Here is a 16,274-nt window from a genome sequence, read left to right on the forward strand (position 1 = left end):
GATTGGTGTGTAATTCGCGGATGAACCTTTACGACACCCGCCGGCAACGGCTACAGGAATTGCTCGATACCGACCCGCGTTTCGGCGGGAAATCCGCCCGGCTGGCCGCGGCATTGGGGCGTCAATCGAGTTATCTGTACCGGTTGCTGAAAGCCAAGGGCAAGGAGCGCAAAAATCTCGGGGAAGGGCTGGCGAGGGAATTCGAAGCCAAGCTCAACCTGCCCTATGGCTGGTTCGACCAGGGTGGCCCCGGTTATACCCACGAGACGCTGGCCGAGTACCGCGTCGGCAACACCGGCGAGCTGGCCCAGCGCTGGGTGCCGCTGGTGGATTGGGAACAGGCCGCGGCGATGTCGGAGGGTGAAGCACCGCCGGACACCACGGAACGGCTGGCCTGTCCGACCGAATGCAGCGCCCGCGCCTTCGCGCTGCGCAATGTCGGCGACGCGATGATGCCGGACTACCGCGACGCCGAGTTGCTGTTCGTCGATCCCGCCGTCACGGCCCAGCATGGCGACGATGTGGTGGTGACCCTCGGCGAGGTCACGATGTTCAAGCGTTTGCATATCACTCCCGAGGGCAATTTCCTGCTGACTCTGAATCCGGCCTTTCCCGACCGGGTGTTGCGCATGCCGGAGCATGCGGTGCTGCGTGGCACCGTGATCGGCAGCTGGACCGCCCGCCACCCGCGCTAGGCATCGCGGATATCTTTCTGCCGGCGATGCCGCACGGCTGATCGCCTCGCGCTCCCCTGTTCCACGCGGCGTCGCCATGCCCAGGCCGCGCCGTGGCATGCGGGCCCGAGCGCCGCGCCTTTCCGCGTTTTCCCATTGCTTCACGACTCCGCCGACCGACTTGCCGTCGCGGCATCAGTCGGCGATTGGCGCGGGATACTGTCCTCGATATGACAGTTACCTAACATTTCTGCTGTCCACCCCTGCCTGTTTCCTCGCGAACCTTTCCGGCTGCCTTTTTCCTGGCCCATGCCAACGGGTTGCCGCCTTTGCCGGGGCCGCCGCCGGGGTACTGATCCTGCTACCGCCAGGTAATACAATGTCGTATCGGTGTGAAATATACCCATAGGTAAAACATTACGCAACGCTGTCGTGGTATGTTTATGCCTGCGGGGGTTGGCTATCAAGGCCGGACTGCCCGGTTACGGCCGGCCAATTTACGGGGAATCCAGCGTGGATAGGCGTTGAAGCAACGGTATGGGCGCATGCACCGCCTTGGCCAAGGCAGTGCCTCGCGCACGGGAGAGGTAGTGTGATCGGGTTTGAATTTTGTCCTGGAGGTGGAAAGATCGGTGGCACGGATGCGCGGAACAATGACTGCCTGTAGGCAGGGTGGCGGAGTCGTCGGGTGCGCTGGCGGGCACTGAGCCATGTCGGGGCGCCGTGGCTGCGCGCGGCGGTGTTCGTGGCGCTGGTGTCGCAAGTGGCGTGCTGCGCGATGGGGGCGGGCCTGCTGGCGTGGCACGGGGTGCCGTTGTCCTGGCGCTGGGGTGCGCTGTTGGTGGCGCTGGAGTTGGGCGGGCTGGCACTGGCCTGCGTCATCGGCTGGTTCTTTCCTCGCCCCGCGTCGCGGCCGACCATCGTCGGTCCGCAGGGCCCGCCACTGCGTCAGTACTGGCTATGCCAGGAGCGGCTGGCGCGCGGCAATGCGCCGGAGCTGGGCGAGCCGTGGCTGATGGTCTGCCTGCAATGCCGGGCGGCGCGCTGCGCCGCGGCCAGCCCGGCGTCCGCGTCGGGACGCGGCGAGCGCGAACCCAGAGCCTGTTCAACCACTTTTCGCGACAGCGTTCGGGGCAGTGCCGGTGTGCGGCAAGACGCAGGACGCGCTGCGGTCTGAATACCGTGAGCGGCGTGCAACATCGCCGCGTGCCGGCAGTGCCCCGAACCCCAAGGGCCGGGCCGGGCCGCGCTAGGCCGCGCCAGGCCGGCAAAAGGCCATCCGCCGCGTTGTGCGCCTTGGGAATGACCGGCTATTGCCTGCGTCGCACGTCTAGTGCCTGACCTTTTGCCGGCCCGGCGCTGTCGTGAAAAGAGGTCGAGCAGGCTCTCAGGCCGGGCGGGTCTTGTGGAAGGTGATGGGTTGGGCCGGGATGATCGATGGCGGCGCCGCGTGGAAGATATGCGGCTTGATCTTGCCGATCACGTGCATCTCGCATGGCTTGCAGTCGAACTTGAGGGTGTAGCTGTCGTTGCCGCTCTTGAGCGTCATCGGCTCGGCGCGCACCTGGCCCTTCACGCCGATCACGCCCTTGGCCTGCTTGGGGCACAGGTTGTACGAGAAGCGCAGGCAGTGCTTGGTGATCATCAGGCTGACCTCGCCCGGCTCCTGGTGCGCTTCGTAGGCGGCGGCGATCAGCTGCACGCCGTGGCGGGTGTAGAAGGCGCGCGCGGCGTCGTTGTAGACGTTGGCGAGGAACGACAGCGAGGTCTCGGGGTAGGGCACCGGCGGCTGCGCTTCGGGCTTGCGCGGCGGCCGCACCCAGGCGGCGACGCGGGCGGCATCCAGCCGTTCGGCACAGTCGCGCCGGAGTGCGTTGAGCGCGCCGGCCGGCACGAACCACGGTTGCGCCAGCGCCAGCCGGATCTCGTGGGCGACGAAGGGGGTGTTGCCCAGCTTGGCCAGTTGTTCGCGCAGCGTCGCCTCGGCACGCTGCGGGTCGTTGGCCGGTGCCAGTGTCAGCGCGGCCTGGGCGGTGGCGCTGATGCCGTCCTCGTCGGTCATGGTCAGCGCCAGCCCGTCGGCGTGATCGCTCAGGGTGAGCCAGACGCCGATACGGCGCTCCGACGATTTCTGGGTCAGGGCCTTTTCCCAGGCGTGGTCGCGGTTGCGGTTGATGGCGAGGCCGACCTTGAGCCCTTCCAGCTGCGCCATCGGTTCGTTGGGGAACACCCGCCACACGCTGCCGGCTTCGCCGGGGCCGACGCGCTCGACCACGTTGGCCTGCAACCCGACCACTTCGCGCTTCTTCATGTAGTTGAGGCCGTCGCCGTTGGCCAGCGGCTCGGCGCTGTCCAGCTCGAACCACTTGGGGCCGAGCCGGGTGACGTGGCCGAGGGTGACGCCGACGTACTTGGGCGAATCGAAGGCGCCGATGTCCTCCTTGCGCCCGGTGACGAAGTAGTCGGTGTGGCCGCGGTGGAAGTTCTTGTCGACGTCGGGGGTGAACAGGATGTCGGTGCGGCCGCTGGAAGCGCGCGCCAGCTCGGGGCGGCGTTCCAGGATCTGGTCCAGCAGCAGCCGGTAGTGGCCGGTGATGTTCTTGACGTAGCCCAGGTCCTTGTAGCGGCCCTCGATCTTGAACGAGCGCACGCCGGCGTCGATCAGCGCTTCGAGGTTGGCGCTCTGGTCGTTGTCCTTCATCGACAGCAGGTGCTTGTCGTAGGCCACCACCCGGCCCTGGCCGTCGGTGAGGGTGTACGGCAGACGACAGGCCTGCGAGCAGTCGCCGCGATTGGCGCTGCGCCCGGTGTCGGCGTGGCTGATGTTGCACTGGCCGGAAAACGCGACGCACAGCGCGCCGTGGATGAAGAACTCGATGGTGGTGTCGTCCGGCAGCGCGTCGCGCACCGCGCGGATCTGGTTCAGCGTCAGCTCGCGCGCCAGCACCACCTGCGAAAAGCCGGATTCGGCCAGGAAGCGCGCCTTGTCCACGCTGCGGATGTCGCACTGGGTGGAGGCGTGCAGCTGGATCGGCGGGATGTCGAGTTCGAGCAGGCCCATGTCCTGCACGATCAGCGCATCGACCCCGGCGTCGTACAACTGGTGCACCAGCCGGCGCGCCGGCTCCAGCTCGCTGTCGTGCAGGATGGTGTTGAGGGTGACGAAGATGCGGGCGTGATAGCGGTGGGCGAAGCGCACCAGCTCGGCGATCTCGCCCACTTCGTTACAGGCATTGTGCCGCGCGCCGAAGCTGGGCCCGCCGATATACACCGCGTCGGCCCCGTGAAGAATGGCCTCGCGGCCGATCTCGACGGTCTTGGCGGGGGACAGCAGTTCCAGGTGATGGGCGGGCAGACTCATGCGACTTCCGGGCAATAGAAACGAAGGCGCGGAAGTATAGCGGAATCAATGGATTAGCGGACGCTCTGCCCGATGGGTTGAAGCAAGGAAACACCGTCGGGGTATTTCGTCGCACCTTTGCATCCGACTTGGCCCTGCGCCGCGTACCGGGTCGTTGCAGCGTTCGGTTGCCGGAGCCGCCCGAGCGCAGCGAGGTTCCCTCGCGGCGGCGAGGGCGGAGGGAGTGGAATGGAATAAGGGAGCGCCGTTACTGGCATTCCATCACCACTTCGCGCCCGGCTTTGCCGGGGGCATTGCTCCCTTCGATTGTTCGCGGTTGTGTCCTCGCACCCCAAGGCGCGGCGGCGAGGGCGGAGGGAGTGGAATGGAATAAGGGAGCGCCGTTACTGGCATTCCATCACCACTTCGCGCCCGGCTTTGCCGGGGGCCTGGTGCGGTGTCGTGTGCAGCGCTTGGCTACAAAACCCCCAGGCGCTCAGCGACGAGCCGCAATGCAGGCGGTGGCGAGGTAACGGGCCTGGCTCAACCCGAGCGGGGAGCGGAACGTGACTTCGACTTGCCGCCCGTGCGGCGCGATGGCGACGATGTCCAGTCGCAGGGTCTGGCCATTGACCTGTTCGGTGACGTAATGGCCGGGTTGGAGTTGATGTACAGCGATCAAATGGTTTCCTGAATATCGAATGCCGGGCCGCTCAGCGGCGGCGCATCGGCGGGGGTGAAAATCCGGTCGGCGCGGTGGCGTAACGGAAAGTGATGCGGCCCTTGGTCAGATCGTAGGGCGACATCTCGACGGTGACGCGATCGCCTTCCAGCACGCGGATATGGTTCTTCTTCATCTTGCCGGAACCGTAGGCGAGCACGACCACGCCGTTTTCCAGCGTGACGCGAAAGCGCGACTCGGGCAGCACTTCGGTGACGGTGCCGTCGAACTGGATGGTGCCTTCTTTTGCCATGCGTTTCTCCGTGTCCGGCGGCGCGGCGCCGGGACGATCAATGGATTGCGGATCAAGCCGTGCCCAACACGATGGGCGCGGCGCGTAGCCTTGGCGGGCAGACCCTGCCGGGGGCGGGGTTGCGACAAGCGCAGCGAGGACAACTGGGGAAGCGGCCCGGAGGATTGGGCGGCTGGCCGGTGCGGCGGAAGGGCTTGCGGATGCGGGTCAAGGCTGGTTTGGCCGCCTGGGCGGCCAGATGCCAACCGCGCATCATACCCGAAGTTGCCGGGTGGGCGCCAGTCCTGGCGATCCGGCCCGCTGCGGGGCCGGGCGGCCCGGCTGAGGGATAGATGGACGCGGGCGGCGCGTTTTCAAGCCGCGCCGCCCGCCGCAGGTCGTCCGGGGCGGCGGTGCCGCCGCGTTCGGTCGACTACTCCTTGTGGTAGACCTGCGCGCCCTTGCGCACGAACTCGATGGATTTGCTCTGCATGCCCTGCTCCAGCGCCTCGGTTTCGCTGATGCCCTGCTTCTCGGCGTAGTCGCGCACGTCCTGGGTGATCTTCATCGAGCAGAAGTGCGGGCCGCACATCGAGCAGAAGTGCGCCACCTTGGCGCCTTGCTGCGGCAGCGTCTCGTCGTGGAATTCGCGGGCGCGGTCCGGGTCCAGGCCGAGGTTGAACTGGTCTTCCCAACGGAACTCGAAACGCGCCTTGGACAAGGCGTTGTCGCGGATCTGCGCGCCCGGATGGCCCTTGGCCAGGTCGGCGGCATGCGCGGCCAGCTTGTAGGTGATGATGCCTTCCTTGACGTCGTCCTTGTTGGGCAGGCCCAGGTGCTCCTTCGGCGTGACGTAGCAGAGCATGGCGCAGCCGTACCAGCCGATCTGCGCGGCGCCGATGGCGCTGGTGATGTGGTCGTAGCCGGGGGCGATGTCGGTGGTCAGCGGGCCCAGGGTGTAGAACGGGGCCTCGTCGCACCAGTCGAGCTGCAGATCCATGTTCTCCTTGATCAGCTGCATCGGCACGTGGCCGGGGCCTTCGATCATGGTCTGCACGTCGTGCTTCCAGGCGATCTGGGTGAGTTCGCCCAGGGTCTTCAGCTCGCCCAGTTGCGCGTCGTCGTTGGCGTCCCAGATGCTGCCGGGGCGCAGGCCATCGCCGAGGCTGAAGCTGACGTCGTAGGCCTTCATGATTTCGCAGATTTCCTCGAAGTGCGTGTAGAGGAAACTTTCCTTGTGGTGGGCCAGGCACCACTTGGCCATGATCGAGCCCCCGCGCGACACGATGCCGGTCATGCGGTTGGCGGTGAGCGGCACGTAGCGCAGCAACACCCCGGCGTGGATGGTGAAGTAGTCCACGCCCTGCTCGGCCTGTTCGATCAGGGTGTCGCGGAACAGCTCCCAGGTCAGTTCCTCGGCCTTGCCGTCCACCTTTTCCAGCGCCTGGTAGATCGGCACGGTGCCGATCGGCACGGGAGAGTTGCGCAGGATCCACTCGCGGGTCTCGTGGATGTTCTTGCCGGTGGACAGATCCATGATGGTGTCGGCACCCCAGCGGATGCCCCAGGTCATCTTGTCCACTTCCTCGTTGATCGACGAGGTGACGGCGCTGTTGCCGATGTTGCCGTTGATCTTCACCAGGAAGTTGCGGCCGATGATCATCGGTTCGCATTCGGGGTGGTTGATGTTGGCCGGGATGATGGCGCGGCCACGCGCCACTTCGTCGCGCACGAACTCGGGCGTGATGATCTTGGGGATGTTGGCGCCGAAGTCGTGGCCCGGATGCTGGCGCAGCATCATCGCCGCCATCTTTTCGCCCTTGGCGCCCAGCGCCTTCAGGCTTTCCATGTACCGCTCGCGTTGCAGGTTCTCGCGGATGGCGATGTATTCCATCTCGGGCGTGATGATGCCGCGGCGGGCGTAGTGCATCTGGCTGACGTTGGCACCGGCCTTGGCGCGGCGCGGCTTGCGGGTCAGTTCGAAGCGCAGCGGGTCGAGCGAGGCGTCGGCCTCGCGCATGCGGCCGTAGTCGCTGGTCAGGCCGCTCAGCAGTTCGGTGTCGCCGCGTTCCTCGATCCAGGCGGCGCGGATCGGCGCCAGGCCCTTGCGCACGTCGATGCGCGCCTGCGGATCGGTGTACGGCCCCGAACAGTCGTAGACGTAGATCGGCGGGTTCTGCTCGCCGCCAAACGCCGTGGGGGTGTCGGTCTGGCTGATCTCGCGCATCGGCACGCGGATGTCGGGGCGGCTGCCGGTGACGTACACCTTGCGGGAGTTGGGCAGGGGCTGGATCGCGGCCTCGTCCACATGGGCGGTGTCGGCGCGGAATTCGGCGGGCTTGTTCATGGCGTCTCCAAAGGCGGCACAGGGTGCGAGGAAACGCCCGAAAGATGAGGAGGGCGATTTCGCTTCCCTACGCCGGTGTGAACCGGATCAGGTGCTGAGGGACTCTCTCATCCACGCTGGCCCGCGTCGCTGGACGCAAGGCGGGGCGCGGAACCCCTAGCGAAATAGGAGCGGTCAACAAACCCCGGCGTAGCGGTTCTGGCAAGAAGCGCGAAACGCAGACAGTGCAAAGCGTACGGCAAGTAAGCGCGACGCGGACAGAAGGGTTTTGTTAGCCGTTCTAACAGTGCTGCCAACGGTATAGAACATATGGGATAATCACAAGTTAATTTCGATCCGCACCAGGCGGAAGTCAGCACGTTTTGAGGTGAAGCAAACATGGATTGGGAACACGCCCGGTATCTTCTCGTTGAACAGCAGATCCGCCCCTGGGAGGTGCTGGACCAGCAGGTCCTGCAACGCGTGCTGGCGGTGAAGCGCGAGGACTTCGTGCCGCAGGACAAGCGCAACCTGGCCTTCGTCGACACCGAACTGCCGCTGGGCCACGGCGCCAGCATGCTGTCGCCCAAGGTGGAAGCGCGGCTGTTGCAGGATGTGGAGCTGAAGTCGGGCGACAAGGTGCTGGTGGTCGGTGCCGGCACCGGCTACCTGGTGGCGCTGGCCGCCGGCCTGTGCGCCCAGGTGTACGGCGTCGAGATCGAGCCGGAGCTGAAGCGCGCCGCCGAGGAAAACCTGGCGCGTGCCGGTATCCGCAACGCCCGGATCGAACTGGGCGACGGCGTGCAGGGCCTGGCGGCCCAGGCGCCGTTCGATGCCATCATCGTCACCGGCTCGGTCGCCGAGGTGCCGCAGGCGCTGAAGGACCAGCTGGCGGTGGGCGGTCGGCTGATCGCGGTGGTCGGCGAACTGCCGATCATGAGCGCCACGCTGTTGCAGCGCGTCGAGCAGAACGCCTGGCGCAGCGAAAAGCGCTTCGAGTACAACCTGCCGCGTCTGAAGAACACACCCGTTGCCGAGGCGTTCTCGTTCTGAGCGGTGGATTGCGTGGCAAAAGAACGCGCCGGCCGGCGCGTTTTTTTGTATGGTGTGCTGATTCGCAATGCCCATGTTTGTCGCGACTGGCGGACGTGATCTGAAGGAATCCGGAATGAGAGCAATCGAGGACGTCACGCTCGGCGTGATCGGGCTGGGCTACGTTGGTCTGCCGCTGGCGGTCGAGTTCGGCAAGCAGCACGACACCATCGGTTTCGATATCAACGCCGCGCGCGTGGCGGAACTGGCCAGCGGGCGGGACCACACGCTCGAAGTGGACGAGGCGGAGCTGAAAAGCGCCACCCGACTGACCTATACCGACGATCTCGAACAACTGCGTCGCGCCAACGTCTTCATCGTGACCGTGCCGACGCCGATCGACCAGTACAAGCGCCCCGACCTCACCCCGCTGATCCGCGCCAGCGAGAGCATCGGCAAGGTGCTCAAGCGTGGCGACGTGGTGATCTACGAATCCACCGTCTACCCCGGCGCCACCGAGGAGGACTGCGTGCCGGTGCTGGAGCGGGTGTCGGGGCTGAAGTTCAACGTCGATTTCTTCGCCGGCTACAGCCCGGAGCGCATCAACCCGGGCGACAAGGAACACCGCCTCAGTACCATTCGCAAGGTGACGTCCGGCTCGACGCCGGAAGTGGCGGCATTCGTCGATGCGCTGTATCGCCGCATCATCACCGCCGGCACCCACATGGCGCCGAGCATCCGCGTGGCCGAGGCGGCCAAGGTGATCGAGAACACCCAGCGCGACGTCAACATCGCGTTGATCAACGAACTGGCGCTGATCTTCAACCGCATGGGCATCGACACCGAGGCGGTCTTGCAGGCGGCCGGCACCAAGTGGAACTTCCTGCCGTTCCGCCCCGGTCTCGTCGGCGGGCACTGCATCGGCGTCGATCCGTACTACCTGACCCACAAGGCGCAGTCGATCGGCTATCACCCCGAGGTGATCCTGGCCGGCCGTCGCATCAACGATGGCATGGGGGCGCACGTCGCCTCGCAACTGGTGCGCGGCATGGTCCAGCGCGGCATCCCGGCCGTCGGCGCGCGCATCCTGGTGATGGGGCTGACCTTCAAGGAAAACTGCCCCGACATCCGCAATACCCGCGTGGTCGACATCGTGCAGGAGCTGCGCGACTACCACATCGACGTCGACGTGTACGACCCCTGGGTCGATGGCGACGAGGCGCGGCACGAGTACGGCATCGTTCCGGTGGCGGCGCCGCTGGCCGACGGCTACGACGCCATCGTGGTCGCGGTGGCGCACCGCCAGTTCAGGGAGCTCGGCGTCGCCGGCATCCGTGCCTTCGGCAAGCCGCTGCATGTGCTGTACGACCTGAAGTACATCCTGCCCGCGGGCGACAGCGATCTACGGCTGTAACGAGGCGTGACCATGACCCGATTCGAACAACTGCAAGGCGCCCTGCCCGAGCAGCCGGCGACCTGGCTGATCACCGGCGTGGCCGGCTTCATCGGCTCCAATCTGCTGGAAGCGCTGCTGCGGCTGGACCAGCGCGTGGTCGGGCTGGACAACTTCGCCACCGGGCATCGCCGCAACCTGGAGCAGGTGCGGGCCGCCGTCACGCCCGAGCAATGGGCGCGCTTCCGCTTCGACGAGGGCGACATCCGCGACGCCGCGGCGTGCCGTGCCGCGGTGGCGGGCGTCGACTACGTGCTGCATCAGGCGGCGCTGGGCTCGGTGCCGCGCTCGCTGGCCGATCCGCTGACCTCGCACGAGGTCAACGTCACCGGCTTCCTCAACATGCTGATCGCCGCGCGCGATGCCCAGGTGCGGCGCTTCGTCTACGCCGCCAGCAGCTCCACCTACGGCGACCACCCCGGGCTGCCCAAGGTGGAGGAACGCATCGGCCGGCCGTTGTCGCCGTACGCGGTGACCAAGTACGCCAACGAGCTGTACGCCGACGTGTTCGCCGGCAGCTATGGCGTGCAGGCGGTCGGCCTGCGCTATTTCAACGTGTTCGGCCCGCGCCAGGATCCGGACGGCGCCTACGCGGCGGTGATCCCGCGCTGGGTGGCGTCGATGCTGGCGCGCGAGCCGGTGTTCATCAACGGCGACGGCGACACCAGCCGCGACTTCACCTTCGTCGCCAACGTGATCCAGGCCAACCTGCTGGCCGCGACCACCGAAGGGCTGCCCGCGGCGCACCGCGTCTACAACGTGGCGGTGGGCGAGCGCACCACCCTCAACCAGCTGTTCCAGGCGCTGCGCGAGGCGTTGTTGCCGCAGGCGCCCTGGCTGGCCGATGCGATGCCCAGCTATCGCGACTTCCGCGCCGGCGACGTGCGACATTCGCTGGCGGATGTCTCCAAGGCGGCCGGCGACCTGGGCTATGCGCCCACGCATCGCCTGCACCAGGGGCTGGCATTGGCGATGCCGTGGTATCTGGCCCACGTCGCGGCAACCTGACCGGCCCGGCCGACGCGCACCGAGTGTTACGCGAAGCGCGCGACGGCCACGGCAAAATACGCGGTTGGCCGCTGTCCGGGCGGCCCCGTCTTTACAGCAAGGACCATCATGCTCAGCAACAGCACCATTCTGGTCACCGGCGGCACCGGCTCGTTCGGCAACACCTTCGTGCCGATGACCCTGGCGCGCTACAACCCGCGCAAGATCATCATCTACTCGCGCGACGAGATGAAGCAGTGGGAGATGGCCAAGCTGTTCCAGGGCGACGAGCGCGTGCGCTTCTTCATCGGTGACGTGCGCGACAAGGATCGCCTCTATCGCGCGCTCGACGGCGTGGACTACGTGGTGCACGCCGCTGCGACCAAGATCGTCCCCACCGCGGAATACAACCCGTTCGAGTGCATCAAGACCAACATCGACGGCGCGATGAACCTGATCGACGCCTGTATCGACAAGGGCGTGAAGCGCGTGGTGGCGCTGTCCACCGACAAGGCCAGCAGCCCGGTCAACCTGTATGGCGCCACCAAGCTGGCGTCGGACAAGCTGTTCGTCGCCGGCAACTCCTACGCCGGCGGGCGCGACAGTCGCTTCGCCGTGGTGCGCTACGGCAACGTGATGGGCTCGCGCGGCTCGGTGATCCCGTTCTTCCTTTCCATCGCCGAGCAGGGCGTGCTGCCGATCACCGATCCGCGCATGACCCGCTTCATGATCACCCTGGAGCAGGGCGTGGAGCTGGTGTGGCACGCCTTCGAGGACATGGAAGGCGGCGAGATCTACGTGAAGAAGATTCCGTCGATGAACATCACCGACATCGCCGCCGCCGTCGCGCCGCAGGCGCGGCAGGACGTGGTCGGCATCCGTCCCGGCGAGAAGCTGCACGAGCAGATGATCGGCGCCGAGGATGCGTTCTACACCTACGAATACCCCGAGCACTTCAAGATCCTGCCGGCCATCCACAACTGGCATACCGACTACAAGCGCATCAAGGACGGCCGGCGCGTGCCCGAAGGCTTCGTCTACGCCAGCGACAACAACGGCGAGTGGATGGACGTCGACACCCTGCGGGCCTGGATCGACGCCAACCGCGCCAAGGTGGGGAAGATCTGAGATGGCGATTCCCTACGGCAGGCAGTGGCTGGACCAGGACGACGAACGCGCGGTGCTCGACACCCTGCGTTCCGATTACCTGACCCAGGGCCCCAGGATCGCCGAGTTCGAGCAGGCGCTGTGCGATTACACCGGCGCGCGTTATTGCGTGGTGGTCGCCAGCGGCACCGCCGCGCTGCACCTGGCGGTGGCCGCGCTGGAACTGCCGGCCGGCAGCGAGGGCATCACCAGTACCAATACCTTCACTGCCACGGCCAACAGCATGGCCTATTGCGGCGTCAAGCCAGTGTTCGCCGACATCGACCCGGTCAGCTACAACATCGACCCGGCGTCGATCGCCGCGCGCATCACGCCGGCTACCCGCCTGCTGAGTCCCGTGCACTTTGCCGGCCAGCCGGCCGAGATGGAAGCCATCGCCGCGCTGGCGCGGGAACACGGCCTGAAGGTGATCGAGGATGCCGCGCACGCCATCGGCTCGCGCTATCGCGACGGCAGTCCGGTGGGCAATTGCCGCCATTCGGACGCCACCATCTTTTCCTTCCATCCGGTGAAGACATTGACCACCGGCGAAGGCGGCGCGGTGATGACCAACGACGAGACGCTGTACCGCCGCATGCTGCTGCTGCGCACCCACGGCATCACCAAGGAGCCGGCGCTGCTTACCCAGCAGCCGGGGCCGTGGTACTACGAAATGCACGCGCTGGGCTGGCACTATCGCATGACCGACATGCAGGCGGCGCTGGGCGTGAGCCAGTTGAAGAAGCTCGACCGCTTCGCCGCGCGCCGCCGCGAGATCGTTGCCCGCTACAACACGCTGCTGGCCGGTCTGCCGTGGTTGGGCACGCCGGTGGAGGCCGACGGCGTGTCGTCCTGTTTCCACCTCTACGTGCCGCGCATCGATTTCGCCGCGCTGGGCCTCACCCGCGCGCAGGCGATGCAGCGGCTGCTGGACCTGGGCGTCGGCAGTCAGGTGCACTACATCCCCGTGCATACCCAGCCGTGGTACCGCGAGACCTACGGCTACGGCCCCGGCGATTGCCCGGTGGCCGAGGCGTACTACGAGCAGTGCCTGTCGCTGCCGCTCTACCCGGCGCTGACCGACGACGAGGTCGCGACCGTGGCGGCGGCGGTGAGGAGCCTGGCATGACCCCGGTGCCGATGCCGGAACGGCTGGCGCTGATCCCCGCGCGCGGCGGCAGCAAGCGCATTCCGCACAAGAACATCCGAGACTTCTGCGGCAAGCCGATCCTGGCGTATTCCGTCGCGGCGGCGTTCGAAAGCGGCCTGTTCACCGAAGTGATGGTGTCCACCGACGACGAGCGCATCGCCCAGCTCGCGCGCGAGCACGGCGCGCTGGTGCCGTTCCTGCGCAGCCCGGAGAACGCCAACGATTACGCCGGCCTGATGGATGTGCTGCGCGAAGTCCTGAGCGGCTACGCCGAACAAGGGCGCAGCTTCCAGCAGGTGTGCCTGCTGCTGCCCACCGCGCCGCTGGTGACGCCGGCGCGCCTGCGCGAAGCGCACCAGATGCTGGAGCGCGAGGATTTCGACACCGTGTTCCCCACGGTGCGCTTCGGCTACCCGATCCAGCGTGCGCTGCAACGCGGCGGCGACGGCCGCGTGCACATGATCCAGCCGGAACATTACGCCAGCCGCTCGCAGGATCTGCCGCCCGCGTCGCACGATGCCGGCCAGTTCTACTGGCTGCGCCCCGAGCGCTGCCTCGCCGCGGGACGGCTGTTCACCGACAACAGCGGTGCCATCGAGATCCCGGAGACGGAAGCCCAGGACATCGATACCGAAACCGACTGGGCGCTGGCCGAACTCAAATATCGCCTGCGGCACGGCGGCTGAGATGAAGCTGTGGCTGTACAGCGAGGGCGACGCCGGCCGCGGCATGGGCCATCTGGCGCGCTGTCTGGCGTATGCCCAGGCGTGGCGCGGCCAGGGCGGCGCCGTGCGCTGGGTGGTCGACGGCGACGCGGCGGCGCGCGCGCTGCTATCGGAAGAGGACGTAACCTGGCAGGCGTGGCAGGCCGCGCCGCCGCTGCCCGCTGACAGCGATGTCGCCATCGTCGATTCCTACAGCGCCAGTGCCGATGCCCTGCGTACCATCGCGGTGCGCGCGCGCCGCGTGATCTACCTGGACGACACCGAGCGGCTGGCCTACCCGCCGGGGCTGGTGGTCCACGCCTCGCCGGGAACCGGCCGCGAATCGGGCGAAGCGCGCTGGGTGCGCGGCCCGGCGTGGCAGCCGTTGCGCCCCCCCTTCGTTGACGTGCCGGCGCAACCGGCGGTGGCGGAGCGGGTCGGGCGCATCCTGGTGCTGATGGGGGGCACCGACCTGCGGGGGCTGACGCCGCGCATGGTCGCGCTGGCGCAACGCGCCTATCCCCAGGCCGCTATCCACGTGGTGCTCGGTGGCGCCGCCGCGCCCGCGCCGGCCGGCTGCACGGTGCACCGCCAGCTGGACGCCGCGGCGATGCGCGAACAGATGCTGGCCGCCGACCTCGCTCTTTCGGCTGCCGGGCAGACCGTGTGCGAACTGGCGCGCTGCGGCACGCCCGCCGTGCTGGTCGGCGTGGCCGACAATCAGGACGAGCAACTGCGCGAATGGCCGTTGCTGGGTACAGCCAGCGCCGCCGGTTGGTGGCACGATGCGCAACTGGACCGACAGGTCCTGGCCGCGCTGGCGGCATTGGCCGCGCCGCAGGCCCGGCAGGCGATGCGCGACGCGGGGCAGCGGGCCGTGGACGGCCGGGGCGTCGTCCGCGCGCTGGATTGGCTGAAAGGAGCAATGGCATGACCGTGGATCTGCACCAGGCGTTTACCTTCGGCACGACCGAACTGCTGCCGTTTTCCGGACTGGACGACGAACAGCGCCAGGAAGTGTGGCGCATGCGTACCCATCCCGACATCGCGCAATGGATGGGCAGCGGCGGCGACATCCCATGGGCCGCGCACCTGGCATACATGGCGCGGCAGCGCGAGCAGACGCACGACTTCAATTTCGTCGGCCGCGACGCCGGCGGCACGCTGGGCGTGGTGTCGCTGCATCGGCTGGATCTGCGCAACGGCGTGGCCTGGTTGGGCATCTACCGCAACCCGTTCCGCGAGGAACTCGGCCTGGGCCGCCGGCTGTTGCAGGCGATCTCGCAATTGGCGTTCGGCCAGTTGGCGCTGCATACGCTGAAGCTGGAAGTGGTGGTCGACAATCTGGTGGCCATCGCCGCCTACCGGCGCTTCGGCTTTCGCGAAGAGGGGCGCTGGCGTGAAGCCATCCTGCGCGGCGACCGCCGCCACGACCTGTTGCTGATGGGCCTGCTGGCCCGCGAATGGAACCAACGATGAGCCGTTTCAGTTATCCCGATCACACCTTCGTGATCGCCGAATTGTCCGCCAACCACGGCCACGACATCGAAAACGCGCTGGCCACCGTGCGCGCGGCCAAGGCGTGCGGCGCCGACGCGATCAAGATCCAGACCTACACCGCCGACACCATCACCCTCGATTGCGACAACGAGTACTTCCAGATCAAGTCCGGCACCATCTGGGACGGCACCACGCTGCACAAGCTGTATCAGCAGGCCTACACGCCGTGGGAATGGCATGCCGCCATCCAGGCCGAGGCCGCGCACCAAGGGCTGGTGTTCTTCTCGTCGCCGTTCGACTTCACCGCGGTGGATTTCCTCGAATCGCTCGACGTGCCGCTGTACAAGATCGCCTCGTTCGAGATCAACGACATCCCGCTGATCGAATACGCCGCGGCCAAGGGCAAGCCGATGATCATCTCCACCGGCATCGCCCGGCTGGCCGACATCGAGGAAGCGGTGGCCGCCTGCCGCCGCGTCGGCAACGACGACATCACCCTGCTCAAGTGCACCTCGGCCTATCCGGCCCAGCCCGGCGAGGCCAACCTGCTGACCATCCCGCACTTGCGCGACACCTTCAAGGTGCGGGTCGGCCTGTCCGACCACACCATGGGCCACGCGGTGCCGATCGCCGCGGTGGCGCTGGGCGCGCGGGTCATCGAAAAACACTTCATCCTCGACCGCGCCATCGGCGGCCCGGACGCCTCGTTCTCGATGACGCCGGACGAATTCAAACTGATGGTCGATGGCGTGCGCGTCGCGGAACAGGCGCTGGGCGCGGTCAGCTACGAGCTGACCCCCAAGGTGGCCGCCAGCCGCAAGTTCGCCCGCTCGCTGTTCGTCGCCGAGCCGATCCGCGCCGGCGAGCCGTTCACCGCGGCCAACGTGCGTTCGGTGCGCCCGTCCGACGGCCTGCATCCGCGCCACTACGGCGAAGTGCTCGGCCGGCTCGCCCGCACCGATCTGGCACCCGGCACGCCGCTGGCGTGGGACCTGATCGTTTGACCGCG

General features: G+C 67.1%; 15 protein-coding genes and 1 riboswitch. Of the genes, 11 read left to right on the forward strand and 4 right to left on the reverse strand.

Translation table 11 applies throughout. The features are described from left to right. Positions 1 to 20 precede the first annotated feature (20 nt). Both C556_RS21310 and C556_RS0101710 read left to right on the forward strand, forming a co-directional pair. The gene (locus tag C556_RS21310; protein ID WP_018746494.1) at positions 21 to 695 is read left to right on the forward strand and encodes a S24 family peptidase; all 675 of its coding nucleotides are present in this window, start codon (positions 21 to 23) and stop codon (positions 693 to 695) included. Between the two features lie 667 nt (positions 696 to 1,362). After that, positions 1,363 to 1,851, forward strand: a complete 489-nt coding sequence (locus C556_RS0101710) for a hypothetical protein (protein WP_018746495.1) — start codon at positions 1,363 to 1,365, stop codon at positions 1,849 to 1,851. Positions 1,852 to 2,061: 210 nt separating this feature from the next. Here the strand turns inward: C556_RS0101710 and C556_RS0101715 are convergent, their stop codons facing one another. The 4 genes from C556_RS0101715 to thiC form a co-directional block, all read right to left on the reverse strand. Continuing rightward, the gene (locus tag C556_RS0101715) at positions 2,062 to 4,035 is read right to left on the reverse strand and encodes a peptidase U32 family protein (RefSeq protein WP_018746496.1); all 1,974 of its coding nucleotides are present in this window, start codon (positions 4,033 to 4,035) and stop codon (positions 2,062 to 2,064) included. A 475-nt stretch (positions 4,036 to 4,510) separates the two neighbouring features. After that, positions 4,511 to 4,696, reverse strand: coding sequence for a hypothetical protein (locus C556_RS0101720; protein WP_018746497.1), 186 nt, complete (start codon positions 4,694 to 4,696; stop codon positions 4,511 to 4,513). Positions 4,697 to 4,727: 31 nt separating this feature from the next. Next, positions 4,728 to 4,988: a translation initiation factor IF-1 gene (gene infA / locus C556_RS0101725; protein WP_018746498.1), complete on the reverse strand. Its 261-nt coding sequence runs from the start codon at positions 4,986 to 4,988 to the stop codon at positions 4,728 to 4,730. A gap of 412 nt (positions 4,989 to 5,400) precedes the next feature. Continuing rightward, positions 5,401 to 7,314: a phosphomethylpyrimidine synthase ThiC gene (thiC, locus tag C556_RS0101730; RefSeq protein WP_018746499.1), complete on the reverse strand. Its 1,914-nt coding sequence runs from the start codon at positions 7,312 to 7,314 to the stop codon at positions 5,401 to 5,403. A gap of 47 nt (positions 7,315 to 7,361) precedes the next feature. Then, a riboswitch (TPP riboswitch) is annotated at positions 7,362 to 7,482 on the reverse strand. Positions 7,483 to 7,692: 210 nt separating this feature from the next. On the opposite strand from thiC, the gene C556_RS0101735 reads away from it, so the two are divergent. The 9 genes from C556_RS0101735 to pseI all read left to right on the forward strand — a co-directional run bounded on the left by C556_RS0101735 (position 7,693) and on the right by pseI (position 16,269). Next, a complete protein-coding gene (locus C556_RS0101735) occupies positions 7,693 to 8,346 on the forward strand; it encodes a protein-L-isoaspartate O-methyltransferase family protein (protein WP_018746500.1) in 654 nt (217 codons plus the stop codon). Positions 8,347 to 8,461: 115 nt separating this feature from the next. Next, the gene (gene tviB / locus C556_RS0101740) at positions 8,462 to 9,739 is read left to right on the forward strand and encodes a Vi polysaccharide biosynthesis UDP-N-acetylglucosamine C-6 dehydrogenase TviB (protein WP_018746501.1); all 1,278 of its coding nucleotides are present in this window, start codon (positions 8,462 to 8,464) and stop codon (positions 9,737 to 9,739) included. Between the two features lie 12 nt (positions 9,740 to 9,751). Then, positions 9,752 to 10,786: an SDR family oxidoreductase gene (locus tag C556_RS0101745; RefSeq protein WP_018746502.1), complete on the forward strand. Its 1,035-nt coding sequence runs from the start codon at positions 9,752 to 9,754 to the stop codon at positions 10,784 to 10,786. Positions 10,787 to 10,894: 108 nt separating this feature from the next. Continuing rightward, positions 10,895 to 11,893: a UDP-N-acetylglucosamine 4,6-dehydratase (inverting) gene (gene pseB / locus C556_RS0101750; RefSeq protein ID WP_018746503.1), complete on the forward strand. Its 999-nt coding sequence runs from the start codon at positions 10,895 to 10,897 to the stop codon at positions 11,891 to 11,893. Between the two features lies 1 nt (position 11,894). After that, positions 11,895 to 13,040, forward strand: a complete 1,146-nt coding sequence (pseC, locus tag C556_RS0101755; protein ID WP_018746504.1) for a UDP-4-amino-4,6-dideoxy-N-acetyl-beta-L-altrosamine transaminase — start codon at positions 11,895 to 11,897, stop codon at positions 13,038 to 13,040. Further along, on the forward strand, positions 13,037 to 13,747 hold the full coding sequence (gene pseF / locus C556_RS0101760; RefSeq protein ID WP_018746505.1) for a pseudaminic acid cytidylyltransferase: 711 nt from the start codon (positions 13,037 to 13,039) through the stop codon (positions 13,745 to 13,747). Before pseC ends, pseF begins: the two co-directional genes overlap by 4 nt. Before the next feature lies 1 nt (position 13,748). Then, complete coding sequence (locus tag C556_RS0101765) at positions 13,749 to 14,699, forward strand: glycosyltransferase (RefSeq protein WP_018746506.1); 951 nt, start codon at positions 13,749 to 13,751, stop codon at positions 14,697 to 14,699. Beyond that, positions 14,696 to 15,244 carry a UDP-4-amino-4,6-dideoxy-N-acetyl-beta-L-altrosamine N-acetyltransferase gene (gene pseH / locus C556_RS0101770; protein ID WP_018746507.1) on the forward strand — a complete coding sequence of 183 codons (549 nt, stop codon included), beginning with the start codon at positions 14,696 to 14,698 and terminating at the stop codon, positions 15,242 to 15,244. The genes C556_RS0101765 and pseH overlap by 4 nt, the downstream gene beginning before the upstream one ends. Continuing rightward, the gene (gene pseI / locus C556_RS0101775) at positions 15,241 to 16,269 is read left to right on the forward strand and encodes a pseudaminic acid synthase (protein WP_018746508.1); all 1,029 of its coding nucleotides are present in this window, start codon (positions 15,241 to 15,243) and stop codon (positions 16,267 to 16,269) included. Before pseH ends, pseI begins: the two co-directional genes overlap by 4 nt. Positions 16,270 to 16,274 lie beyond the last annotated feature (5 nt).

It is taken from the genome of Chitiniphilus shinanonensis DSM 23277 (assembly GCF_000374805.1).
GTDB classification, from domain to species: domain Bacteria; phylum Pseudomonadota; class Gammaproteobacteria; order Burkholderiales; family Chitinibacteraceae; genus Chitiniphilus; species Chitiniphilus shinanonensis.